21 protein-coding genes and 1 pseudogene are annotated in these 24,622 nt (G+C 75.1%); 21 read left to right on the plus strand and 1 reads right to left on the minus strand.

Annotated elements, in window-relative coordinates; translation table 11 throughout:
* Together DMH08_RS27940 and thiD are read left to right on the plus strand one after the other, a co-directional pair.
* A partial coding sequence (locus tag DMH08_RS27940; RefSeq protein ID WP_233617848.1) for a cellulose binding domain-containing protein occupies positions 1–603 on the plus strand: 603 nt, incomplete at its 5' end.
* Between the two features lie 59 nt (positions 604–662).
* Entirely contained in the window at positions 663–1,478 is an 816-nt protein-coding gene (gene thiD / locus DMH08_RS27945) for a bifunctional hydroxymethylpyrimidine kinase/phosphomethylpyrimidine kinase (RefSeq protein WP_125618769.1), read from the plus strand.
* Positions 1,479–1,610: 132 nt separating this feature from the next.
* Here the strand turns inward: thiD and rpmB are convergent, their stop codons facing one another.
* Positions 1,611–1,805, minus strand: coding sequence for a 50S ribosomal protein L28 (rpmB, locus tag DMH08_RS27950; RefSeq protein ID WP_026341916.1), 195 nt, complete (start codon positions 1,803–1,805; stop codon positions 1,611–1,613).
* A gap of 220 nt (positions 1,806–2,025) precedes the next feature.
* On the opposite strand from rpmB, the gene recG reads away from it, so the two are divergent.
* The 19 genes and pseudogenes from recG (at position 2,026) to DMH08_RS41930 (ending at position 24,578) form a co-directional block, all read left to right on the plus strand.
* Positions 2,026–4,212, plus strand: a complete 2,187-nt coding sequence (recG, locus tag DMH08_RS27955; protein WP_125618771.1) for an ATP-dependent DNA helicase RecG — start codon at positions 2,026–2,028, stop codon at positions 4,210–4,212.
* A 169-nt stretch (positions 4,213–4,381) separates the two neighbouring features.
* The gene (locus DMH08_RS41170) at positions 4,382–6,850 is read left to right on the plus strand and encodes a serine/threonine-protein kinase (protein WP_199748045.1); all 2,469 of its coding nucleotides are present in this window, start codon (positions 4,382–4,384) and stop codon (positions 6,848–6,850) included.
* 141 nt (positions 6,851–6,991) lie between these two features.
* Positions 6,992–7,567 carry a 16S rRNA (guanine(966)-N(2))-methyltransferase RsmD gene (rsmD, locus tag DMH08_RS27965; RefSeq protein ID WP_125618773.1) on the plus strand — a complete coding sequence of 192 codons (576 nt, stop codon included), beginning with the start codon at positions 6,992–6,994 and terminating at the stop codon, positions 7,565–7,567.
* Positions 7,568–7,844: 277 nt separating this feature from the next.
* Complete coding sequence (gene coaD / locus DMH08_RS27970) at positions 7,845–8,327, plus strand: pantetheine-phosphate adenylyltransferase (RefSeq protein WP_026405300.1); 483 nt, start codon at positions 7,845–7,847, stop codon at positions 8,325–8,327.
* Positions 8,328–8,489: 162 nt separating this feature from the next.
* Entirely contained in the window at positions 8,490–9,137 is a 648-nt protein-coding gene (locus DMH08_RS27975) for a YceD family protein (RefSeq protein ID WP_051301438.1), read from the plus strand.
* A gap of 1 nt (position 9,138) precedes the next feature.
* A complete protein-coding gene (rpmF, locus tag DMH08_RS27980) occupies positions 9,139–9,318 on the plus strand; it encodes a 50S ribosomal protein L32 (RefSeq protein WP_026405302.1) in 180 nt (59 codons plus the stop codon).
* A 348-nt stretch (positions 9,319–9,666) separates the two neighbouring features.
* Positions 9,667–10,506, plus strand: a complete 840-nt coding sequence (gene rnc, locus DMH08_RS27985; protein WP_233617849.1) for a ribonuclease III — start codon at positions 9,667–9,669, stop codon at positions 10,504–10,506.
* A complete protein-coding gene (gene mutM, locus DMH08_RS27990; RefSeq protein WP_125618775.1) occupies positions 10,499–11,428 on the plus strand; it encodes a bifunctional DNA-formamidopyrimidine glycosylase/DNA-(apurinic or apyrimidinic site) lyase in 930 nt (309 codons plus the stop codon). Before rnc ends, mutM begins: the two co-directional genes overlap by 8 nt.
* A 64-nt stretch (positions 11,429–11,492) precedes the next feature.
* A complete protein-coding gene (locus DMH08_RS27995; RefSeq protein ID WP_026405304.1) occupies positions 11,493–11,813 on the plus strand; it encodes an acylphosphatase in 321 nt (106 codons plus the stop codon).
* 179 nt (positions 11,814–11,992) lie between these two features.
* The gene (locus DMH08_RS28000) at positions 11,993–12,190 is read left to right on the plus strand and encodes a hypothetical protein (RefSeq protein WP_026405305.1); all 198 of its coding nucleotides are present in this window, start codon (positions 11,993–11,995) and stop codon (positions 12,188–12,190) included.
* 381 nt (positions 12,191–12,571) lie between these two features.
* Positions 12,572–16,249 carry a chromosome segregation protein SMC gene (smc, locus tag DMH08_RS28005; protein WP_125618777.1) on the plus strand — a complete coding sequence of 1,226 codons (3,678 nt, stop codon included), beginning with the start codon at positions 12,572–12,574 and terminating at the stop codon, positions 16,247–16,249.
* A 368-nt stretch (positions 16,250–16,617) separates the two neighbouring features.
* Entirely contained in the window at positions 16,618–17,025 is a 408-nt protein-coding gene (locus tag DMH08_RS28010; protein ID WP_158642412.1) for a globin domain-containing protein, read from the plus strand.
* A 27-nt stretch (positions 17,026–17,052) separates the two neighbouring features.
* Complete coding sequence (locus DMH08_RS28015) at positions 17,053–18,243, plus strand: globin domain-containing protein (protein ID WP_125618780.1); 1,191 nt, start codon at positions 17,053–17,055, stop codon at positions 18,241–18,243.
* A gap of 29 nt (positions 18,244–18,272) precedes the next feature.
* Positions 18,273–19,040: a DivIVA domain-containing protein gene (locus DMH08_RS40415; RefSeq protein ID WP_158642413.1), complete on the plus strand. Its 768-nt coding sequence runs from the start codon at positions 18,273–18,275 to the stop codon at positions 19,038–19,040.
* Positions 19,041–19,142: 102 nt separating this feature from the next.
* On the plus strand, positions 19,143–20,300 hold the full coding sequence (gene ftsY, locus DMH08_RS28025; protein WP_125618782.1) for a signal recognition particle-docking protein FtsY: 1,158 nt from the start codon (positions 19,143–19,145) through the stop codon (positions 20,298–20,300).
* A gap of 262 nt (positions 20,301–20,562) precedes the next feature.
* Entirely contained in the window at positions 20,563–21,930 is a 1,368-nt protein-coding gene (locus DMH08_RS28030; protein WP_125618784.1) for an ammonium transporter, read from the plus strand.
* Complete coding sequence (locus DMH08_RS28035) at positions 21,927–22,265, plus strand: P-II family nitrogen regulator (protein ID WP_026405310.1); 339 nt, start codon at positions 21,927–21,929, stop codon at positions 22,263–22,265. Before DMH08_RS28030 ends, DMH08_RS28035 begins: the two co-directional genes overlap by 4 nt.
* Before the next feature lie 8 nt (positions 22,266–22,273).
* Positions 22,274–23,050, plus strand: a pseudogene (locus DMH08_RS41925) ([protein-PII] uridylyltransferase); the annotation flags it as partial.
* Positions 23,051–23,390: 340 nt separating this feature from the next.
* Positions 23,391–24,578 carry an ACT domain-containing protein gene (locus DMH08_RS41930; protein ID WP_233617850.1) on the plus strand — a complete coding sequence of 396 codons (1,188 nt, stop codon included), beginning with the start codon at positions 23,391–23,393 and terminating at the stop codon, positions 24,576–24,578.
* Positions 24,579–24,622 lie beyond the last annotated feature (44 nt).

Raw genomic sequence — 24,622 nt, forward strand, 5'->3', positions numbered from 1 at the left:
GGAACGGGAGCGAACCGACGAACCGGGCGACCCGCCGCGGACCCCGGACCCGAGGAGCCCGACGGGACGGACGCGTCCAAGCCGCGGCGGGTCGCCCGGTTCGTCGGTTCGCTCCCGTTCCCGCTGATGCCGATCGTCGCGCTCGTGATCGCCGTCGGCATCGTGTCGTACGCGCTGAGCACGCAGCAGATCTCCCTCAACTTCGCCGGCGGGGCGCCCAAGAACCCGGAGGCGACGGCCAACGACAGCCAGGTGCTCCAGCACGGTCCCGGGCAGCGCGCCGACGCGGGCGGACGGCCGGACGGGCTCGTCGTCGCGTTCGACGTGGCGTCCAAGAACGCCCAGGGGTTCCGGGCGACCGCCACCATCGCCAACCAGGGGGAGCGGCCGGTCGCCCGGTGGGCCCTCGCCTTCAAGATCCCGAACGCGGTGGTCGCCGAGGTGCAGGGCGCCACCGTCGCCGAGGTCGGGCGGCTCACGAAGGTGCACGGGACCACCGCGATCCCCGCGGGCGACGCCGTGAAGATCGTCTTCACCGCGAGCGGCACGCCCGCCAAGCCCACCTACTGCGTCCTCAACGAGCTGGAGTGCGCGCTCGCCTGAGCGGCGCGCCCCCGGGCCGGGGTGATCCGTAACCGGACGATCCGCAATAAGCTGGACGCATGCCCCACGATGCGCCCGCCCCCCAGGCCCCGCCGCTCGCCCTCACCATCGCCGGTTCCGACTCCGGCGGCGGCGCCGGGATCCAGGCGGACCTCAAGACCATGTTCGCCCTCGGCGTGCACGGCATGAGCGTGATCGCCGCCGTCACCGCGCAGAACTCCCTCGGCGTCCAGGGCTACTGGGAACTGCCCGTGGAGGCCGTGCGCGCCCAGCTCGACTCCGTGCTGTCCGACATCGGCGTGCACGCCCTCAAGACCGGGATGCTCGCCTCGACCGCGCTCGTCGAGACGGTCGCCGAGGCCATCGCGGCGTCCGACGCGCCCTCCGTGGTCGATCCGGTCGGCGTGTCGAAGCACGGGGACTCGCTGCTCGCGCCCGAGGCCGTCGACGCCGTCCGCGGGGCGCTGCTGCCCGCCGCGACCGTCGTCACCCCGAACCTGTTCGAGGTCGAGCAGCTCACGGGCGTCAAGGTGGTGGACGAGTCGGGCATGCGGGAGGCCGCGGAGGCGGTCAAGGCGCTCGGCCCGCGGTGGGTGCTGGTGAAGGGCGGCCACCTGCCCGGCGAGCCCGCCGACCTGCTGTTCGACGGGGAGCGCGAGCACCGCTTCGCCGCCCCCCGCTACGACAACCGGCACACCCACGGGACGGGCTGCACGCTGGCGTCCGCGATCGCCTCGCACCTGGCGCTGGGCGCGGACGTCCCGACGGCCGTCGCGCGCGCCAAGGAGTACGTGACGGGCGCCATCGCCGCGGGCTTCCCCCTCGGCGCCGGGATCGGCCCGGTCGACCACGCCTGGATGCAGCGGGCCCGGTAGCGGCGGCCCCGTGGCGGCGGGCCCGGGCGGCGCCGGGCCCGAAAGGTCTCCGGACATGCGAAAAGTCGGCTCCTCGGACGCTTCCGATGAGCCGACTCGCCGCGCGGGCCGGACCGCCCGTGCCGGACCGTGTCAGACCGTGGGCTTGACGACCTTGCCGGCCTTGATGCAGGACGTGCAGGCGTTGATCCGCTTCGTGCCGCCGTTCACGACGGCGCGCACGCGCTGGATGTTGGGGTTCCAGCGGCGCGGGGTGCGGCGGTGCGAGTGGGAGACGCGCATGCCGAAACCGGGTCCCTTGCCGCAGACGTCGCAAACGGAAGCCACGGGAAACTCCAAGTGGGTGTCGATGCTCTAACCGGAGCGCCGCCCGTCGCCGTAGGGGGCGAACCGGACTTCACCGGCGCTCACGAGGGAACGCCTGGACGAGGCGCATGGATCAGAGTAGCCCACCGCGCCCGCGTTGAGCGAATCGGCCTGCGCCGATGCGGGACATCCGGCCCGCGGCGCCTGATTCGCGTCACCGGCATGGGCTAGAAAGGACGGCGTGGCGAATCTCGACGAGCCGTTGCGGAAGGTACTCGGCGACAAGACGGCCAAGGTGCTGGAGAAGGGCCTCGACCTGCGCACCATCGGCGACCTCCTGCACCACTACCCGCGCCGGTACGCGCACCGCGGCGAGCTGACCCCGCTCAGCGGCCTGCAGGACGGCGAGCACGTCACCGTCATGGCCGAGGTCGTCAAGGTGCAGGGCCGCAGCATCACCCGCAGCCCCGGCTACGTCCTGGAGATCACCGTCACGGACGGCACCGGCCGGCTCAAGCTCAGCTTCTTCGGCCGCAAGGGCTCCTACAAGCCCGAGAAGGAGCTGTCGCCCGGCACCCGCGGCCTGTTCGCCGGCAAGATCAGCACGTACGTGCCGCGCAGCGGGCAGGTGCAGCGGCAGCTCACCCACCCGCAGTACAAGGTCGTCGCGGAGAAGACCGCCGAGCAGGCCGCGCAGGACTGGGCCGACGAGATCATCCCGATCTACCCGTCCACCAAGGGCCTCGACATCGAGGCGATCAGCAAGTCCGTCGGCATGGTGCTGGACGGCCTCGAACTGCCGGCCGACCCGATGCCCGCGCCCCTGCTGCGCCGCCGCGGCCTCATCGGGCTGCGCGAGGCGTACGAGGGCATCCACCGGCCGAAGGGCTGGGACGAGCTGGGCCGCGCGAAGGCCCGCCTCAAGTGGGACGAGGCGTTCGTCGTCCAGGTCGCCCTGGCGCAGCGCCGCCGCGCCGCGGGCGCGCTGCCCGCGACGCCGCGCCCGGTCCGGCCGTCCGGCCTGCTCGCCGACTTCGACGCCCGCCTGCCCTTCGAGCTGACCGACGGGCAGCGCGCGGTCGGCGCGGAGATCGCCGCCGACCTCGCCCGCGAGCACCCCATGCACCGCCTCCTCCAGGGCGACGTCGGCGCCGGCAAGACGGTGGTGGCGCTGCGCGGGATGCTGCAGGTGGTGGACGGCGGCGGGCAGGCGGCCCTGCTGGCGCCGACCGAGGTCCTCGCGCAGCAGCACCACCGGTCGATCACCGGGATGCTGGGGGAGCTGGCGCGCGCCGGGCAGCTCGACGGCGCCGAGAACGCGACGCGGGTGGCGCTGCTGACCGGGTCGCTGGGCGCGAAGGCCCGCAAGCAGGCGATGCTGGACGCGGCGTCCGGCGCGGCGGGCATCGTCGTCGGGACGCACGCGCTGCTCCAGGAGTCGGTGCGGTTCGCCGATCTCGGCCTCGTGGTCGTGGACGAGCAGCACCGGTTCGGCGTCGAGCAGCGCGACGCGCTCCGCGAGAAGACCGCCGGGGGGCGGCCGCACGTGCTGGTCATGACGGCGACGCCGATCCCGCGGACCGTCGCGATGACCGTGTTCGGCGACCTGGAGACGTCCGTCCTGGGGCAGCTCCCGGCGGGCCGCTCGGGGATCCAGACCGTCGTGGTGCCGCCGGAGAAGCCCGCGTTCCTCGCGCGGACGTGGGAGCGCATCAAGGAGGAGGCGGGGCGGGGCCGGCAGATCTACATCGTGTGCCCGCGCATCGGCGAGCAGGAGGGCGACGAGGGCGACGCGTACGGGGCCGAGGACGGGCGCCGGTCCCCGCTCGGGATCATGGAGCTGCTGCCGAAGCTGGAGGAGCTCCTCGCCGGGCTGCGCATCGGCGTCCTGCACGGCAAGCTGCCGCCCGACGAGAAGGACGCGGTGATGCGCCGGTTCACCGACCGGGACCTGGACGTCCTGCTCGCCACCACGGTCATCGAGGTCGGCGTCGACGTGCCCAACGCGACCGTCATGGTGATCATGGACGCGGACCGGTTCGGCGTGTCGCAGCTGCACCAGCTGCGCGGCCGGGTCGGCCGGGGGTCCCTGCACGGGCTGTGCCTGCTGGTCACCGACGCCGAGCCGGGGTCGAAGGCCCGCGAGCGGCTCGACGCGGTGGCGTCCACGACCGACGGGTTCGAGCTGTCGCGCCTCGACCTGGAGCAGCGCCGCGAGGGCGACGTCCTCGGCGCCGCGCAGGCGGGCCGCGCGTCCAGCCTGCGGCTGCTCACCCTGCAGCGGGACGAGGACGTCATCCGCGACGCCCGCGAGGAGGCGACCGCGCTCGTCGCGGCCGACCCCGGGCTCGCGGACCACCCGGGCCTGGCCGCCGAGCTGGCGTCCCTCCTGGACGAGGAGCGCGCCGACTTCCTCGAGAAGGGCTGACCGCCCGGGGCGCGGCCCGGCCTCCGACCTGACGTCCGACGTGACCGTCGGTCATGCAGAACGCACGGCTCGTCACACGCGTCCAACTTTATGGCGGATGCGGAGTGGCCATCCGGTGCCGCCGCGGGTACGAGTCCCGTGGCGGATCGCGTGCGACGGAGGAGCACCCATGACGGGCGTCGACCCCCTGCTGCCCGGGGACCCCGCGCGGCTGGGCCCGTACGAGCTGGCCGGGCGGCTGGGCGAGGGCGGGCAGAGCATCGTCTACCTGGGGCGGAGGGAGGACGGGTCGGAGGCGGCGGTCAAGCTGCTGCGCGCGCAGCTCAGCGGCAGACCCGAGTGGCGGTCGCGGTCCGAGCGCGAGCTGGGGGTGATCGGGCGGGTCGCCGGGTTCTGCACCGCGCAGGTCCTGGACGCCGACTTCTCCGGCGACACCCCGTACGTGGTGAGCGAGTACGTCCCCGGCCCGTCCCTCAGCGCGCTCGTCGCCGGACGCGGCCCGCGCACCGGGACCGACCTGGACCGGCTCGCGATCGGCACCGTCACCGCGCTCGCCGCGATCCACCGCGCCGGGATCCTGCACCGCGACTTCAAGCCGTCGAACGTCCTGATGGGGCCGGACGGCCCGCGCGTCATCGACTTCGGCATCGCGCGGGTGCTGGGCTCGCCGTCGTCCCGGGGCAGCGGCGTCATGGGGACGCCGTCCTACATGGCGCCCGAGCAGATCGCCGACGGCGACCTCGGCGCGGGCGTCGACATGTTCGCGTGGGCGGCGACGATGCTGTTCGCCGCGACCGGGCGGCACCCGTTTGGCAACGACAACATCTCCGCGGTGTTCCACCGGATCCTGCAGTACGAGCCGGACATGTCCGCGCTTCCCGACTCGCTGCGCGCCGTCGTGGCGGCCTGCCTCGCCAAGGACCCGGCGGGCCGCCCGGAGGCCCAGCAGGTGCTGCTCGACCTGCTGGGCGGCGCGGCCCCGGCCGCGTCCGGCGCGCCCGGCGGGGCGCGGGACGACCGGGCGCTCAGCACCGGCGCGCAGTTCGCCGCTCCCGCGCACGTCCCCCCGCACGCCCCGACGCACCCCGTGCCGCGCCCGTCCGCGCCCGCCGAACCGAACCCGCACGCCGCCCCGGTGCACCACGCCGAAGGCCCGGGGCCGTCCGCGCCGCCGTTCACGGACCCGCACGGGGCGCCGTCCACGAACCCCCGCACGTCCCCGCCCGGGGTCGGCGAGCACGCGGCGAACGCGGTCGACACCGTCCCGCCCGGGCGGCGGCGGCGCGGCCTGCGGATCGCCGCGCTCGCGCTGCCGCTGGTGCTGCTCGCCGGCGGCGGGACGACCTGGGCGGTGCTGGCCGCCGGGGACGGCGAGCCGGACCCGCCCGCCGCCGACACCGCCGACACCGCCGCGCCGCCGCCCGCCGCGGCCGCCGCCGTCCGTCCGGCCGAGCACGCGATCACGACCGTGCTGAGCTTCGACCACGCGTCCTACGAGCGGAACGTGACCGCCGCGCACGGGGTCGCCACCGAGCGGTACGGCGCCGACTACGACCGGCAGCTCGCCGCCCGCGACTACCGCGCGGAACTGGAGGCGAAGGACGGCTCGGTGACCACCGACATCGCCGACTCGGCCGTCGTCTCCGCCACCCCGGAGGCGGTGACCGTGCTGGCGTACGTGAAGCGGACGGTGCGCGCGTCCGGCGCCGAGCCGGACCTCCTCGCGGACCCGATGCGCGCCACCATGGTCCGGCGCGGCGACCGCTGGCTGCTCGACACCCTCTACACGCTGAAGGCGGCCTCCCCGCGCGCCCGGACGACCGGCGCGGCGTGGCCGGGAGACCGCGCCCGGGACGTGCTGTCCGCCGTGGCGCGGCACCCGTCGATCACCGCGGGGACGGTCGTGGGCGCGGGCCTGCGGCCCGGCGGGTCCGGGGACGAGGTCACGGCGCTGGTGGCGCTCGGCGCGTGCACGTCCGCGTGCGACGACGCGGACGGGATCGGCTTCCACCGGCTCCGGGTCGGCAGGGCCGGCGACGGCTGGCGGGTGACGGGCGGTCGCCGTGCGGGTCCGCTCGTCGTAGCCGAGGTCCGCGTCGAGGCGGAGCTCCAGCCCGACGGCCTGCTCGGCCCGCTCCGCGGGCTCCGCGCCGGGCTTCTGCTCCCGGCCGGACTCCTGCTCCCGCTCCTGCCGCTGCTGCGTGCGCGCCCGCCGCTTCGGTTCGGCGGACTCGCTCGCACGGGGCGCCCTGCTCGTCTCGCTCTTCTCGCTCTTCTCGCGCCCGGCGGTGGCCCCGTCGCCCGCCGTCCGCTCCGGCTCGTCCCGGTCGAGGGTGCGGACCACGGGCTCGGCGGTGCGCCGCAGCGCCTCGCCCGCCCCGGTCCGCCCCGTTCCCGGCTTCCCCGCGCTCGTCTTCCCCGTGTCCCGCGGCTCCGCCTTCGTCGCCTTCCTGGCTTTCGCCCGCTTGGCGTTGGCCGCGCCCTTGGCCGGCTGGTCGGCCGCGGCGCGGGCGGGAGCGCGCTCGGCGGAGAGCCGGGAGGTCTCGGCGTGGGAGACGCCGCTCATGGCGGCGATGCCCAGGACGGTCGCCCCGGCGGTCACCGCCAATCTCCTACCTTGGTGCACCAGTGCTCCTGAGGGGTCGGGTGGTTGCACAACCTGCGAGCACGTTGGCACGCGAAGTAGTCGATGTGAACATCACGTCACCGATTTGGTAGAGGTTCACAGGAGTCCCCGCTTCCGTTTGTGGCATTTTCCGGGACCGGAATACTGAGGGGCATGACACGGGTGATCGCGGGGAGCGCGGGCGGCCGGCGGCTCGCCGTCCCGCCGGGACGGGACACGAGGCCGACCAGCGACCGCGCGCGCGAGGGCCTGTTCGCGACCGTCCTCGCCCTCCTCGGCCCCCTGGACGGCCTGCGCGTCGCCGACCTGTACGCCGGATCGGGCGCGGTCGGCCTCGAGGCCCTGTCGCGCGGCGCCGCGCACGCCCTGCTCGTCGAGTCGCACCCCCGCGCCGCGAAGGTGCTCCGGCGGAACGCCGAGGATCTCGGCCTGCCCGGCGCGGTGCCGTGCGCCGACAAGGTCGAGCGCGTCGTCCGCCGCCCGCCCGACGCGCCCTACGACCTGATCTTCGCCGACCCCCCGTACGCGCTGCCCGACGCGGCCGTCACCGAGCTGCTCGACGACCTGCGCGACCACGGCTGGACGGCGCCGGACGCGCTCGTCGTCGTCGAGCGCGCGGCGCGCGGCCCCGCGCTGCGCTGGCCGGAGGGGTACGAGGCCGACCGGGACCGCCGGTACGGGGAAGCGGTCTTCTGGTACGGCACGGCCGTCGGCGGCGAGCGGGCGTGACGCCCCGCGCGTGACGCCCCGCGGCCGCGGGCGCGGGTGACCGCGCACCCGCCGGGTAGGGCACCGTCCGAACCGCGTCCGGACGGCTGCACGGTCCGGCCCGATCGCCGCGGAGACCACCGATGCGCTCGCGTCCCGGCCGTCCGCACGGCGCGACCGGCCGCGACGTGCCCGGGACGTGCCGGGACGGACCGTCGAGCCCGGGTGAAAGCGGGCAGAATGGGATTTGGTACGTTCGCGCCGCAGGTCAGAAACCGGGAACGAAGGGGTTCGCGCCGTGCGCCGTGTCGTCTGTCCGGGATCGTTCGACCCCGTGACCAATGGCCATCTCGACATCATCAGCCGCGCCTCCAGCCTGTACGACGAGGTGGTCGTCGCAGTGCTGATCAACAAGAACAAGAAGAGCCTGTTCACCGTCGACGAGCGCGCGGACATGATCTCCGAGGTGACCGAGGGGTACGGCAACGTCCGCGTCGACAAGTTCTACGGCCTGACCGTGGACTACTGCAAGGAACAGAACATTCCGGTCATCGTCCGGGGGCTCCGCGCCGTCAGCGACTACGAGTACGAGCTCCAGATGGCGCAGATGAACCACCGCATCGCCGGCATCGAGACCCTCTTCATGGCGACGAACCCCGAGTACGCCTTCCTCTCCTCCAGCCTGATGAAGGAGGTCGTGAAGTTCGGCGGCGACATCTCCGGCCTCGTTCCCGACAGCGTCCGCGACCGGCTCGTCGACCGGCTCCGCGAGACCGACTAGGCGGGACGCGCGGGGCGGGGGCGCGCGGCAGGGCCCGGCGGCGGTCCGGTGGCGGCGGTCCGGTGGCGGCGGCGATCCGCTGGTGGGAGGGCCGCGAGTTGGGGACGGCGCCCGGCGTTCGGTACCCTGGGACATCGGCCATCACCAACGGCTTTGATCCCCATGCCTCACGAAAGCAGGATTCCGCTGACACGCCTCGACCCCAACGCGCCGCTCGTGCTCGACACTCGGGCTCTCGGCAGGCAACCCGGGTCGTCGCGCGAGGAGCGCCTGACCGTGCCGGCTCCGGAGGATTTCGGTGTGGAGATGGTGGGCGTCCCCGAGGGCGCCGCGATCGAGCTGGACCTCCGGCTCGAGGCGGTGCTGGAGGGGGTGCTCGTCACCGGCACGGCGACGGTTCCCCTCGAAGGGGAGTGCGCCCGCTGCCTCGACCCGATCGCCTCGACCTTCGAGGCGGACTTCCAGGAGCTCTTCGTCTATCCTGACACCCGCTCCGGCGGGAACGCCGATGACGACGAGCTCCACCTCGAGGACGACCTGATCGACCTCGAACCGCTGCTCCGAGACGCGGTGGTGCTCGCGCTGCCGCTCTCGCCACTGTGCCGGGACGACTGTCCCGGCCTGTGCGCGGAGTGCGGGGTCCGGCTGGCCGACGCCGGTCCGGACCACCGGCACGACGTCGCCGACCCCCGGTGGGCGGCACTGCGGGACATCGCCGCCGGCATGGCGGCCGACGACCCGGAGCGGGGGAGCGGGAGCCACGGCGCCCGCGGTTCATCCGACCGACGAGAAGGAAAGCAGGAGGGCTGACGTGGCCGTCCCGAAGCGGAAGAAGTCCCGCAGCAACACGCGGCACCGGCGCGCGCAGTGGAAGACCGCCGCGCCGACCCTGGTCGACTGCCCGACGTGCCGCGACAAGAAGCTGCCCCACACCGCGTGCGCGACGTGCGGCACCTACGACCGGCGGCAGGTCATCACCCCGTCGGCCTGAGTCTTCCTCGCATCCCGGGGGGCGGCCCCGCGCACACGGCGCGGTCCGCCCCTCCAGGTGCGTGAAGGCACGACCACCCCGGCGCGCGACGTCGGCGTGGTGTCCGGCACGGCGGCCTGTGCCCGGAGCCGTGGTGCACGCCGGGATCAGCCGAACCGGCGCGCACCTCGTCTTCGCGGACCTCGCCGCGGGGCGACCGCCCCGCCCGGCCGGCCCGTCCGTCCCCGCACGGGGCGGCCGCGGGCCGTCCCTCCTCGTGCCGCGCCCTCCGCCGTCCCCGGCCTCCCGGCCGCGCGCCATCGAGGCGACCGCGCGTCCGCGCGGCGCACGGCCTGCGAGGAGGGCCCGTTGAGCGCCAAGAAATCCGACCCCGCGCCCGACCGCGCGGAACTGACCCGCGCCCTCGGCGTCGAGGTCGACGACGCGCTGCTGGAGCGCGCGCTGACCCACCGCTCGTACGCGTACGAGAACGGCGGCCTGCCCACCAACGAGCGCCTGGAGTTCCTCGGCGACTCGGTGCTGGGCCTCGTCGTCACCGACACCCTGTACCGGGGGCACCCCGACCTGCCCGAGGGGCACCTGGCGAAGCTGCGCGCCGCCGTCGTCAACATGCGGGCGCTCGCGGGCGTCGCGCGCGGTCTCGGCGTCGGCGCACACATCCGGCTGGGCCGCGGCGAGGAGGGCACCGGCGGCCGCGACAAGGCGTCGATCCTCGCCGACACCCTCGAGGCGCTCATCGGCGCCGTGTACGTCGACCGGGGCCTGGACGACGCGTCCGCGCTCGTCCACCGGCTGTTCGACGCCCTCATCGCCCGCTCGGCGGGCCTCGGCGCCGGGCTCGACTGGAAGACGTCCCTGCAGGAGCTCACGGCCGTCGAGGAGCTCGGCGTCCCCGAGTACCACGTCGCCGAGAGCGGCCCCGACCACCAGAAGACCTTCCGGGCGTCGGTGCGGGTCGGCGGCGAGACCTACGGGTCCGGGGAGGGCCGCAGCAAGAAAGAGGCGGAGCAGCACGCCGCCGAGGCCGCCTGGAACGCCATCCGCGACATGGCCGCCGAGCGGGAGAAGGCCGGGAAGGCGGACGCCGGAGAGGCCGGCGCCGGGACGGACGGGACGGACGGGACGGGCGCCGCGTCCGGCGCGGGGAACGGCCGGGGCTCGCGTCCCGCCGGGCTCACCGGTGCCTGAGCTGCCCGAGGTCGAGGTCGTCCGGCGGGGCCTCGACCGCTGGACGACCGGCCGCACCGTCGCGACGGCCGAGGTGCTGCACCCCCGCGCGGTGCGCCGCCACGAGGCCGGGCCGGCCGACTTCGCCGGGCGCCTCGCCGGCCGCACCGTCCTCGCGCCACGCCGCCGCGGCAAGTACCTGTGGCTGCCGCTCGCGGACGGGCCGGGCGCGGCGCCGTCCGAGGCGCTGCTGGCCCATCTCGGGATGAGCGGGCAGTTGCTCGTCGGCGAGCCGGGCCGGGAGCCGCAGAAGCACCTGCGGGTGCGGATCGGGTTCACCGACGGCCCCGCCGCCGACCCCCTCGACCTGCGGTTCGTCGACCAGCGGACGTTCGGGCACCTGATGGTCGCCGACCTCGTCCCCGACGCCGTCGCGGGCGCCGCCGCCCCCGCGCCGGACGGCGCCGGGCTCGTCCCCGAAACGATCGTGCACATCGCCGCCGACCCCCTCGAGGCGGCCTTCGACGGCGACGCGCTGTACCGGGCGCTGCGGCGCCGAAAGACCGGCATCAAGCGGGCGCTCCTCGACCAGTCGCTGGTCAGCGGCGTCGGCAACATCTACGCGGACGAGGCGCTGTGGCGGGCGCGGCTGCACTGGGCGCGGCCGACCGAGACGCTGACGCGCGCCGAGGCGGCCCGGATCGTCCAGGCCGCGCAGGACGTGATGAGCGCGGCGCTCGCCGTCGGCGGCACGTCGTTCGACAGCCTGTACGTCGACGTGAACGGCGACAGCGGCTACTTCGAGCGCTCCCTGGACGCCTACGGCCGCCGGGACGAGCCGTGCCGCCGCTGCGGGACGCCGATCCGCCGCGACGAGTTCATGAACCGGTCGTCCTACAGCTGCCCCGTGTGCCAGCCGCGCCCGCGGCGCGGCCGGTACTAGGGTTCCCCTGGCACGAACGGCGGACGGGGGGATCGACCGCGTGATCGACGAGGGGGGACGCGACATGGGCGACGACGAGGCGGTGCGGCTCACCGCATGGGTGCGGGGACGCGTGCAGGGCGTCGGATTCCGCTGGTGGGTGCGGGCGCGGGCACTGGAACTCGGCCTGGTCGGAAGTGCGTCGAATTTGAGCGACGGCCGCGTCGAAGTGGTGGCCGAGGGACCGCGCGGGAAATGCCGCGGCCTCCTCGAGATGCTGCGTCCCGACGCCGCGGCGGCCGGCGCTCTGCCGCCCGGCGGGCCGGGCCGTCCGGGCGCCGTGACGGGCGTGACGGAGCGGTGGAGCGAGCCGCGCGGGACGGCCGAGGGTTTCGAGGAACGGTGACCGGGTACGGAAGTCCGGTTTGTACCTGCTAAACTGGATGGTGAAAGGTTGTTACCGGCCTGTGATGTGCGTCTTGACCAGGACAGCGGCCGGTGCGACTCTAGACGATACGCGCACCGACATCAGTTGCTTCTCGTGCGCGATCCCTGCTGGTTGCTCAGCGTGGAGGACCTTTAGTCATGGCGAAGGCTCTACTCGGCCACGTCGGCGGTCCCGACCCCCGGATGGTCGCGGAGATGCGGCGCCTTCAGCAGCGCGTACGCGACCTGGAAGCCGAACTCGTACGGCTCCAGGCGGAGAACGACGCGCTCGCGACGGCGAACGAAGACGACGTGATGTCGCTCGCGGTGAAGGACCGTGAACCGGCGCTGACCTGATCGGCGCCGCGGAACCGATCGAACCAGGGACGCCGGGGGTCTGGCGTCCCTAAAGTTTGCCCCAAGCCACCGGCGCGATGATCGCGGCCGGTGCCCGCCCGCGCGCCCGCCCGTCCCGGCGGCGTCCGGTCCGGCACCGCCCGGTCCGGCACCGTCCGGCTCGCGCGGGGCGCCGGATCCGGCGCGGCAGCAGGTCACCGGTCGCGCCGACCGGTATCCTTCTCGGAATGCCCGGCCCCCGCGCGGCGTGACCCGCGACGCGAGCGGGGACGGCGACTGAGCAGCGGGCCCGGCGGGGGAGGCCCTCCGGCGCCGCGAACGGCGCGCGCGCCCCGTCCCGACGGTCCCCCGGCGTACCGACCGGAGGAGGACGGCGAGCGCGTGTATTTGAAGAGCCTGACGTTGCGCGGCTTCAAGTCCTTCGCGTCGTCGACCACGCTGAAGTTCGAGCCCGGCATCACCGCCGTCGTGGGACCCAACGGGTCCGGCAAGTCCAACGTCGTGGACGCCCTCGCGTGGGTGATGGGCGAGCAGGGCGCGAAGTCGCTGCGCGGCGGCAAGATGGAGGACGTCATCTTCGCCGGCACGGCGAACCGGGCGCCGCTCGGCCGCGCCGAGGTCGTGCTGACGATCGACAACGCCGACGGCGCGCTGCCCATCGACTACACCGAGGTCACGATCAGCCGGCTGATGTTCCGGTCGGGCAGCAGCGAGTACGCGATCAACGGCGACTCGTGCCGGCTGCTCGACATCCAGGAACTGCTGTCGGACTCCGGCATCGGCCGGGAGATGCACGTCATCATCGGGCAGGGGCAGCTCGACCGGGTGCTGCACTCCGGCCCCGAGGGCCGCCGCGCGGTCATCGAGGAGGCCGCGGGCGTCCTCAAGCACCGCAAGCGCAAGGAGAAGGCGCTGCGGAAGCTCGACGCGATGCAGGGCAACCTCACGCGCGTCCAGGACCTCACGGGGGAGCTGCGCCGCCGGCTGAAGCCGCTCGGCAAGCAGGCCGAGATCGCGCGGAAGGCCGCGGTGATCCAGGCCGACCTGCGGGACGCGCGGCTGCGGCTGCTCGCGGACGACCTCGTCACCCTGCGCACGAAGCTGGAGCAGGAGGCCGCCGACGAGGCGCAGATCCGCGAGCGGCGCACCGAGACCGAGCGGGCGCTCGCGCAGGCGCAGGAGCGCGAGGAGGCGCTGGAGGCCGAGGAGGCCGTCGCGGCGCCGAAGCTGAAGCAGGCGCAGGACACCTGGTACCGGCTGTCGGCGCTGCAGGAGCGGCTGCGCGGCGTCGCCGACCTCGCCGCCGAGCGGCACCGCAACGCCGCCGAGGCGCGGGAGGACGAGCGGCGCGGGCGCGACCCCGAGGACATGGAGCGCGAGGCCGCCGAGATCCGCGAGCAGGAGGAGACGCTCCGCGCCGCCCTGGACGAGGCGCAGGACCGGCTCGCCGACGCCGTGCAGGAGCGGACCGGCGTCGAGGAGGCCCTCGCCGGCGAGGAGCGGCGCCTGCAGGCCGCCGCGCGCGCCGCCGCCGACCGCCGCGAGGAGCTGGCGCGGCTGCGCGGCCGGGTGGAGGCGCTGCGCAGCAAGGCCGCCGCGGGACGGTCCGAGATCGGGCGGCTCGTCGAGGCGCGGGACGAGGCGGAGCGGCGGGCCGAGACCGCGCGCGCCGAGTTCGAGGCGTTCGAGGCGGAGGTCGTCGAGGACCCGGAGCTGGCCGCCGAGCACGAGGCGGCGCAGGAGGCGCTCGCGACCGCCAAGGACGCCGCCGAGCGGGCGCGGGACGGGGTGGCGGGGCCGCGCGGGGCCGTCAAGGAGGCCCGGCAGGCCGTCGCGGCGGCGCGCGGCGCCGACCAGGCCGCCCAGAAGAAGGTCGCGGCGCTGCAGGCGCGCATCGAGGCGCTGAACCTGACGCTGTCGGCCGCCGCCGACGGCGGCGAGGCGCTGCTGGAGGCGGGCTCCGACGGGTCCCTGGACGGGGTGCTCGGGACGGTCGCGTCGCTGCTGACCGTCCGCCCCGGCTACGAGACGGCGGTCGCGGCGGCGCTCGGCAACGCGGCCGAGGCCGTCGCGGTCGGTTCGCTGGACACCGCCGAGGCGGCGCTGGCGCTGCTGCGGTCCCGCGACGCGGGGCGCGCGGGCCTGCTCGTCGGCGGCGGGCCGAACGGGGACGCGCCCGCGCGGATCGACGGCGTCGACTACGCGGTCGACGCCGTCACCGTCCCCGACGGCGTCCGGCACGCCCTCGCGCACCTGCTGCGCGACGTCGCGGTCGTCGACGACGTCGCGGCCGCCGCGGCGCTCGTCCGGCGGGCGCCCGCGCTGCGCGCCGTCACCCGCGACGGGGAGCTCGTCGGCGCGCACTGGGCGCAGGGCGGCGCGGCGGGCGGCGCGCAGGGCCTCCTGGAGATGCGGACGACCCTCGACCGGGCCGCCGAGGACCTCGCGGCCGCCGAGACCGCCGCCGAGACCGCCGCGGACGGGCTGGCCGCCGCGGCGGAGGCCGAGCAGTCGGCGCAGTCCGCGCTGGAGGCCGCCGAGGCCGCCGCGAGCGAGGCCCAGACGGGCGTGAACCGCGCGCAGTCCGACCTCGACCGGGTCCGCGCGCGCGTCCGGGAGTTCGAGGCGCGGGCGGCGCAGGAGGCCAAGCGCGCCGCCCGGCTGGAGGCCGACGTCCGCGCCGCGCGCGGCGAGGCCGAGCGGCTCACCAAGTCGCTGGACGCCGCGAACGAGTCCCTCGAGCAGGACGTGCGGGCCGCCGACGACCTCGCGCTGCGGCTCGCCGAGGCCGAGGAGGCCGCCGACGTCGCCGACGAGGCCGGGGACGACACCGAGGCGCGCGACGAGCTGAACGCGCGCGTCCAGGAGCTGCGGTCGGCCGAAATGGAGGCGCGGCTGTCGGTGCGGACGGCCGAGGAGCGCGTGCAGGCCATCGCGGGGCGCGCCGACGCGCTGGAGCGCGGTGCCCGCCGGGAGCGCGAGGAGCGGGCCCGCGCCGCCGAGCGCCGCGCCCGCCGCGAGATGCAGGCCCGCGTCGCGCAGGCCGTCCTCGCGGGCGCGCGGGCGGCGCTGGGGCGCATCGAGCTGTCGCTGGCGGCGGCCGTGCGGCGCCGCGAGGCGGCCGAGGAGGCCCGCGCGGCGCGCGAAGCCGAACTGAAGGTCGTCCGGAACCAGGTGCGGGAGCTGTCGGCGACGCTGGAGCGCCTCGTGAACGTCGTGCACGGCAACGAGGTGGCGCGCGCCGAGCAGCGGCTCCGGCTGGAGCAGCTCGAGCAGCGGGCGATGGACGAGTTCGGGCTGGAGGTCGACGCGCTCGTCGGCGAGTACGGGCCGGACGTGCCGGTGCCGCCCGGCCCGGACGCGGGCGAGGGCGACCGGGAGCCCGCGCGTCCCGTCCCGTACGACCGGGCCGTGCAGGAGAAGCGCGCGAAGACGGCGGAGCGGCAGCTCAACCAGCTCGGCAAGGTCAACCCGCTCGCGCTGGAGGAGTTCGCGGCGCTGGAGGAGCGGCACGCGTTCCTCAACTCCCAGCTGGAGGACCTGAAGAAGACGCAGCGCGAGCTGCTCGGCCTCGTCAAGGAGGTCGACGAGCGGGTGCAGCAGGTGTTCGGCGCCGCCTACGCCGACACCGCCCGCGAGTTCGAGCGGATCTTCGCGCGGCTGTTCCCCGGCGGCGAGGGCAGCCTGTCGCTCACCGAGCCCGAGGACATGCTGGCCACCGGCGTCGAGGTCGCGGCCCGGCCGCCGGGCAAGAAGGTGAAGCGGTTGTCGCTGCTGTCGGGCGGTGAGCGGTCCCTGGTCGCGATCGCGTTCCTGGTCGCGGTGTTCAAGGCGCGGCCGTCCCCGTTCTACGTGCTGGACGAGGTCGAGGCGGCGCTGGACGACACCAACACCCAGCGGCTGATCACCGTCTTCGAGGAGCTGCGCGAGTCGTCCCAGCTGATCATCATCACGCACCAGAAGCGGACGATGGAGGGCGCGGACGCCCTGTACGGCGTCAGCATGCGCGGCGACGGCGTCACGCAGGTCGTCAGCCAGCGCCTCCGGGAGGACGACTAGCGCCGCGGGGCGCACGCGTTCCGCGATATGCGCCCATCCGTAAATGGCATTTCGGAATGTCTGAATCGGTGGGCAAAAGATCGTCGCTCTGCGGGGAAAATCACCCTGCGCCGTGCGATGCGGGCGCACGACGCGCGCGCGGCGGTCCGGCGCCCGTCCGGCCATCACCGCAGGACCGTGCGCGATGCCGGACGGCCGCGCCAAGAATGGCGAAGAAGTCTCACACGAATCGGCACGGACGGTGAACGCGCCGCGACGGTCGCGGGCTTGTGCCCCGCCGATTCGATCCACTACGCATGTGCCCCGTGGTTCTCGGGACCCCTTCCGGACACCCCGCCCGGGACGGAGGACCACGGGAGAGGTGTGCCATGGACGCTCGGCGTCTCCAAGAGAACTTCGCCCTCGTGGGCGGCAGCGGAATCGACGTGGCGGAGTACTTCTACGCCGACCTGTTCGCGAAGAACCCGCAGCTCAGGTCGCTGTTCGGCGGCGCGATGGCCAAGCAGCACGAGAAGCTGCTGACCGCGCTGTCGCACATCGTGGAGTCCGTGGACGACGAGGCCGAGCTCGTCCCGTACCTGCGGGACCTCGGCCGCCGCCACGCCGGGTTCGGCGTCGCCGCCGAGTACTACCCGCACGTCGGCGCGAGCCTGATCGCCACCCTCGCCCACTTCAGCGGCCCGGCGTGGAACGCCGACCTGGAACGCGACTGGACGGCCGCCTACGGCGTCGTCGCCCAGGTCATGCAGGAGGCCGCCGCCGAGCCCGTCGCCTGACGGCGTCCGCGACCCGCTCCCGCCACCGTGGACGCACAACGCCTCAAGGACAGCTTCGCCCAGGTCGCGCGGCACGGAGACACCGTCGCGCTCTTCTTCTACGCCGACCTGTTCGTCCGCAACCCGCACCTGCGCGACATGTTCCCGATCGGGATGACCGGCCAGCGCGACAAGCTCCTGCGCGCGCTCGGGACGATCGTGGCGCGGGTCGACGACCTGCCGAACCTCGTCCCGTTCCTGCGGCAGCTCGGCCGCGACCACCGCCGGTTCGGCATCATCGCCGAGCACTACCCGAACGTCGGCGCCAGCCTCCTCGCCACGCTGCGGCACTTCTCCGGACCCGCCTGGAACGACGACCTCGAAAGCGACTGGAACGCGGCCTACAGCCTGGTCGCCAAGGTCATGCTGGAGGCCGCCGACGAGGACGCCCTGAACCGTCCGGCGTGGTGGAACGGGCAGGTCGTCGCCGTCGAGCGGCGGAGCTTCGACGTCAGCGTCCTGCGGGTGCTGCCGGACCGGCCGCTCCCGTACCTGCCCGGCCAGTCGGTGGCGCTGGAGGTGCCGTCCCGGCTGCGGCACTGGCGCTACTACTCGCCCGCCAACGCGCCGCGCCCCGACGGCACCGTCGACTTCCACGTCCGGCTGGTCGACGGCGGCCCGGTCAGCCCGGTGCTGGTGCGCGGGACGCAGGTCGGCGACCGGGTCCGGATGGGCGCCCCGGTCGGCACGCTCACGCTGGACGAGTCGTCCGCCCGCGACGTCCTGCTGGTCGCGGGCGGCACCGGGCTCGCGCCGCTCAAGGCGATCCTCGAGCAGATCGCCGGGCGGCCGTCGCCGCCCCGGGTCCACCTGTTCTTCGGCGCCCGCGACCGCGACGGCCTCTACGACCTCGAGGACCTGACCAAGACGGCCGGGGACCTGCCCTGGCTGACCGTCGTGCCGGCCGTGTCGGACGAGACCGCCGGGCACGGCTTCTCCGCGCTGCTTCAGTCCGGCGCGCTCCGGTCCGGGCCGGCGGGGCCGCTCCGGGACGGCGGCGACGCCATCGAGCACGGGACGCTCGCCGACGCCGTCGCCCGCCGCGGCCCCTGGACCGGCCACGACGCCTACGTGTGCGGATCGGCCGGGATGGTGCGCGCCACCGTCGAACGGCTCGCCGGGCTCGGCGTCGACCGCGCCCGCATCAGGCTGGAAACCTTCGCCGACGCCGAGAGGTGACCCCGTTGAACTCCCCGAACCTTCCCGTCGTGTCCGAGGGGACGCGGCTGACCCCGGGCGAACTGCGGTCGGTGGTGTTCGCGCGGGCCGCGCTGGGCCGCCGCGGGTACGACGAGGACCAGGTGCGCGAGTTCCTGCAGTACGTCGAGCGGGAACTCGTCCAGATCTTCAGCGAGAAGTCGGCGCTCGCCGAGGAGGTCGGCCGGCTCCGCGCCCGGGTCGGCTCGGCCGCCGCGGGCGGCTCCGACCCGGGGCCGGGAGCCGACGGCCCGGGCGTGATGGCGCCCCAGGACGCCCACTTCCAGGCCGTCCGGATCCTGTCCCAGGCGCAGCAGACCGCCGACCTGTACGTCGCCGACGCCGAGCGGTACACGCGCGAGCTGGCCCACGAGGCCCGGCTGCACCGCGAGGCGATCCTGTCCGACGCCAAGGGCCGCGCCGAGCAGATGCTCGAAGAGGCCCACCGCCGGGCCGCCGCGATCGCGGACGCCGCCGTACGCGAGGCCGAACGGACCCCCGCGCCCGCCGAACCGCCGACCGCCGCGGCCGCGGCGCCGTCCGGCGGGACCGGCGGGTCCGGCGGCGGGTCCGGCGGCGGGTCCGGCGCCGACGCGGACCCGGACGAGCGGCGGCGCCTGGAGCGCGAGGTCGCCTACCTGCGCACCTACAGCGACGTCTACCGCAACCACCTGCGCACCTATCTCGAGGCGCTGCTGCGCAACGTCGACGAGTGGGAGGGCTCCGAACGGGCATCTGTCCAGGGAGGAGCCCCGGAGCCGCCACGGCTGCGGGGCTGAACACGTGCGTCCGCCACCGGGCGCGCGGCGGGACGGTCGCGCGTCCGGTGCAGCGTGTTCGGCGCCGGCGCGCCGGTCTGGAAAACTGGGGGCGTTATGGGAATGGAATACCTGATCCTCATCGCCGTGCTGGTCGTCGTCGGCCTGGTCGTCGGCGGTTTCCTGCTGCTGCGGCCCGGCCGCACCAGGCCGCGGCCGCCCGCCGAGGAACCCACGGAGGAGCGGCGCGGCGGCGCCACCGCCGTCGACGAGGCGGAGGGGACGGCCCCGACGCTCGAACGGGCGCCGCCCACGGAGGCCCCCGCCCCGCCGCCCACGGTCGAGATCGAGAAGCCGCCGCCCGGCGCGGGCCGCCTCGTCCGGCTGCGCGCCCGGCTCGCCCGCTCCCAGAACGCCTTCGGCAAGACCCTCCTCGGGCTGCTGGCGCGCGAGACCCTCGACGACGACGCCTGGGAGGAGATCGAGGACACCCTCATCACCGCCGACATGGGCGCCGCCGTGGCCACGCAGGTCACCGACGAGCTGCGCACGCGCGTCCAGGTCCTCGGCACCCGCGACGCCGCCGAGGTGCGGGCGCTGCTGAAGGAGGAGCTGGTCAAGCAGATCGGCCCCGACATCGACCGCTCGCTCAACACCGGCCCGCACGGCGGACGGCCCGCCGTCCTCATGGTCGTCGGCGTCAACGGCACCGGCAAGACCACCACCTGCGGCAAGCTCGCCCGCGTCCTCGTCGGCGACGGCCGCACCGTGCTGCTCGGCGCCGCCGACACCTTCCGCGCCGCCGCCGCCGACCAGCTCGAGACGTGGGGCACGCGCGTCGGCGCCCAGGTCGTCCGCAAGGACGAGGGCGCCGACCCGGCCAGCGTCGCGTTCGACGCCGTCAAGCAGGGCATCGACACCAAGGTCGACGCCGTCATCGTCGACACCGCCGGCCGGCTGCACACCAAGACCGGCCTGATGGACGAGCTCGGCAAGGTCAAGCGCGTCGTGGAGAAGCAGGCGCAGGTCGACGAGGTCCTGCTCGTCCTGGACGCCACCACCGGCCAGAACGGCATGCAGCAGGCCCGCGTGTTCGCCGAGGTCGTCAACGTCACCGGCGTCGTCCTGACGAAACTGGACGGGACGGCGAAGGGCGGCATCGTCGTCCAGGTGCAGCGCGAACTCGGCGTCCCGGTGAAGCTCGTCGGGCTCGGCGAGGGCCCGGACGACCTGGCGCCGTTCGAACCGGAGGCGTTCGTCGACGCGATCCTCGGCGACTGACCGCCGGGCCCCGAACCCGTACCTGACGGAGCCCCGCGCGCCCCCGGCGCGCGGGGCTCCCCCCTTCCCGCGACACGCGGATTTTCGGGCCTTTTCGGCCCTCACAGCCGCCGGAACGCCCCTGTGAGGAGTCGGAAACAGACCGGCAACATGGCCGGTGCCCATTTCACACCGCGGAAACGCGAGAGCCCCCGGAGCGAAACGGCCGAGGCCCAATCTCTGAACAGTTCGTTTTCCCCGGCGAGGAGGGGCACTGGCAGAGATGACAGTCGACAGCGGAAGCACCGCATGGATGCTGACGAGCACCGCGCTCGTCCTCCTGATGACACCGGGCCTGGCCTTCTTCTACGGGGGCATGAGCCGGGCCAAGAGCGTGCTCAACATGATGATGATGAGCTTCGTCTCGATCGCCGTCGCGGGCATGGTCTGGGTCGTGTACGGGTACTCGCTCGCGTTCACGTCGGGCGGATCCCTCAGCTCGTTCGTCGGCGGGCTCGGCGACTGGGGCCTGGTCGGCCTCGAGAACGCCGCGACCGCCGACGACGGCAGCGGCGTCCCGCAGCTGGTCTTCGTCGCGTTCCAGGCGACGTTCGCCATCATTACGGTCGCGCTCATCAGCGGCGCGATCGCGGACCGTGCCAAGTTCGGGGCCTGGGTCCTGTTCATCCCGATCTGGGTCACGCTCGTGTACCTCCCGATCGCGCACTGGGTGTGGTGGTCGGACGGCGAGGAGGGCGGCCAGGCGGGCTGGATCTTCGAGCTCGGCGCCCTCGACTTCGCGGGCGGCACCGTCGTGCACATCAACGCCGGCGTCGCGGCCCTCGCGCTCGCGCTCGTCCTCGGCAAGCGCCGCGGCTGGCCGAAGGACCCGATGCGCCCGCACAACCTCCCGTTCGTCCTGCTCGGCGCCGGGCTGCTGTGGTTCGGCTGGTTCGGGTTCAACGCCGGGTCCGCGCTGTCGGCCGGCCCGACCGCCGCGGTCGCGTTCATCAACACGATCGTCGCCACCTGCGCCGCCGCGTTCGCCTGGATCATCGTCGAGAAGCTGCGGGACGGCTCGTCCACCACGCTCGGCCTCGCGTCCGGCATCGTCGCCGGGCTCGTCGCGATCACCCCGGCGTGCGCGTTCGTCACCCCGCTCGGCGCCCTCGCCATCGGCCTCGTCGCCGGCGCGGTCTGCGCCTTCGCGGTCAGCCTCAAGTACAAGCTCGGCTACGACGACTCGCTCGACGTCGTCGGCGTCCACCTGGTCGGCGGCATCGTCGGCGCCCTGCTGATCGGCATCGTGTCCACCACGGCCGTCAACGACGGCGGCGCGGACGGGCTGCTGGCCGGCGGCGGCCTCGGCCTCCTCGGCAAGCAGGCCCTCGCGGTCGTCGCGACGCTCGCCTACTCGTTCGTCGTGACCTTCGTGATCGCCAAGGTCATCGACCTGGTGATGGGCTTCCGGATCGGCGAGGACGACGAGCTCGCCGGCATCGACAGTATCGCGCACGCCGAGACCGCCTACGACTTCGGCGCCGTCCGCGCCGGATCGGGCGCCACGGCCGCGTCCGTCGGGCCCCCGGCCGTGCACGACGGGGCCGCACGGCAGTCGCAGGACGAGACCAAGGAAGAGGTGCGGGGATGAAGCTCGTCACCGCGGTGATCAAGCCGTTCAAGCTGGACGAGGTCAAGGCGGCCCTCGAGACGTTCGGGGTGCGCGGCATGACCGTCAGCGAGGCCAGCGGCTACGGCCGCCAGAAGGGCCACACCGAGGTCTACCGGGGCGCCGAGTACAAGGTCGACCTGGTGCCCAAGATCCGCGTCGAGGTGCTGGTGGACGGCGAGGACGCCGACGACATCATCGACGTGCTCGTCAAGGCCGCCCGCACCGACAAGATCGGCGACGGCAAGGTCTGGGCGGTCCCGGTCGACACGGTCGTCCGGGTCCGGACCGGCGAGACCGGCCCGGACGCCCTGTAGGACGGGCCATGACCGTGCGCTCGGGGAACTCGGCCCGGGCCGCCCTCGCGGCGGCCCGGGCCGAGCGCGCCGCCGACATCGACCGCCGGCTCGGGGAACTCCTCGCCGCGCCGCCGGACGGCGGCGGGTCCGACGGCCCCCTCGGCGGCGGGTCCGGCGCGGCGGGGGAGCGGGCGCTCGCGCTCGCCGCCGTCGGCGGGCACGCCCGCCGCGACCTCACCCCCGGCGGCGACCTCGACCTCGTCCTGCTGCACCGCGGCCGGCCCGACATCGCCGCCGTCGCCGACCGCGTCTGGTACCCGGTCTGGGACTCCGGCATCCGCCTCGACCACTCCGTCCGCACCGTCGCCGAAGCGCGCGAGGTCGCCCGCACCGACCTCAAGGCCGCCCTCGGCCTGCTCGCCGCCCGGCACGTCGCCGGAGACCCCGCCCTCCTCGACGAACTGCGCGCCGCCGTCCTCGCCGACTGGCGCGCCCACGCCCGCACCCGCCTCCCCGCCCTCGCCGACCTGTGCCGCGAACGCTGGGCCGCGCACGGCGAACTCGCCTTCCTCCTCGAACCCGACCTCAAGGAGGCCCGCGGCGGCCTGCGCGACGTCCACGTCATGCGCGCCGTGGCCGCGTCCTGGGTCGCCCCCGCCCCCGACGGCCGCGTCCGGGAGGCCCACGACCTGCTCCTCGACGTCCGGCACGCCCTCCACGACGTGACGGGCCGCGCCACCGACCGCCTCGTCCTGCAGGAGCACGACGCCGTCGCCGCCGCCCTCGGGTTCCCGGACGCCCACGCGCTCAAGCACGCCACCGCCGAGGCCGCCCGCACCGTCGCGCACGCCGCCGACCAGCTCTGGCGGCGCGTCGAGCGGTTCGCCGCCGGCCGCCGCGCCCCGGCCCGCCGCCGCCCCGTCGGCGACGGCGCCGTCGAGCACGACGGCGAGGTCGTCCTCGCCCGCGGCGCCGACCTGGACGACCCCGCGCTCGTCCCGCGCGTCGCCGCGGCCGCCGCGCAGCACGGCCTGCCGCTCGCCCCCGCGACCGTCGACCGCCTCGCCGCGTCCGCCGCCGTGCCCCGCCCGCCCCCGCGACGCGCTCGTCTCGCTCCTCGGCGCCGGGCCCGCCGCGATCCCCGTGTGGGAGGCGCTCGACCAGGCGGGGCTGATCGTCCGGCTGATCCCCGAATGGGAGCACGTCCGGAACCGGCCGCAGCGCGACCCGATCCACCGGTTCACCGTCGACCGCCACCTCGTCGAGACCGCCGCCGGGGCCGCCGCCCGCACCCGCGACGTCGCCCGCCCCGACCTGCTCCTCGTCGGCGCGCTCCTGCACGACATCGGCAAGGGCCGCGGCGGCGACCACTGCGTCGCCGGCGCCCCCATCGCCCGCGACATCGCCGTCCGCCTCGGCTTCGACGCCGCCGACGCGCGCGTCCTGGAAGCCGTCGTCCGGCAGCACCTCCTGCTCCCGCACACCGCCACCCGCCGCGACATCGACGACCCCGCCACCATCGCGACCGTCACCGGCGCCGTCGCCGACGTCCCCGGCCGCGAGCACGAGACCCTCGAACTGCTCGCCGCCCTCGCCGCCGCCGACGGCCACGCCACCGGCCCCGCCGCCTGGAACGCCTGGAAGGCCCGGCTCGTCGCCGAACTCGCCCGCCGCGCCGCCGCCGCGCTGTCCGGCGGCACCCCGCCGCCCCCGCCCGCCCTCGGCGAGCGCGAACTCGCCCTCGCCCGCCGCGACGGCGTCAACGTCCGCGTCGCCGGGACCCGCGTGACGATCGCCGCGCCCGACCGCCCCGGACTGCTCTGGCGCGCCGCGGGCGTCCTCGCCCTGCACCGCCTCGCCGTCCGGACGGCCCGCACCGTGTCGTCCCCCGGCGCCTCCGCGGGCACCGCCGTCCTCGACTTCACCGCCGTCCCCGAGTTCGGCTCCCCGCCCGACCCCGCCGCCCTCGAAGCCGACCTGCGGCGCATGCTCGCCGGCCGCCTCGACGTCGCCGACCGCCTCGACCGCCGCGCCCGCTCCCGGCGCGTCCGCCCCGGCACCGCCGTCCCGCCGCCGCGCGTGATGATCGTCGACGGCGCGTCCAGCACCGCCGCCGTCGTCGAGGTCCGCGCGCACGACGGCCCCGGGCTGCTGTGGCGGATCGGGCGCGCGCTCGGCGGCCGCGGCCTGCGGATCCGCGCCGCGCAGGTCGACACGCTCGGCGCCGAGGCCGTCGACGTCTTCTACGTCGTCGATTCCCGCGACCGCCCGCCCGCCGACCCGTCCGTCCTGGAGGCCGTCCGCGCCGACATCCTGGACGCGCTGACCTGAACCCGGCGGGGAGGGGCGTCCGGCAGGGGTGCGCGACCCCGGCG

Source organism: Actinomadura sp. WAC 06369 (assembly GCF_003947565.1).
GTDB classification, from domain to species: domain Bacteria; phylum Actinomycetota; class Actinomycetes; order Streptosporangiales; family Streptosporangiaceae; genus Spirillospora; species Spirillospora rifamycini.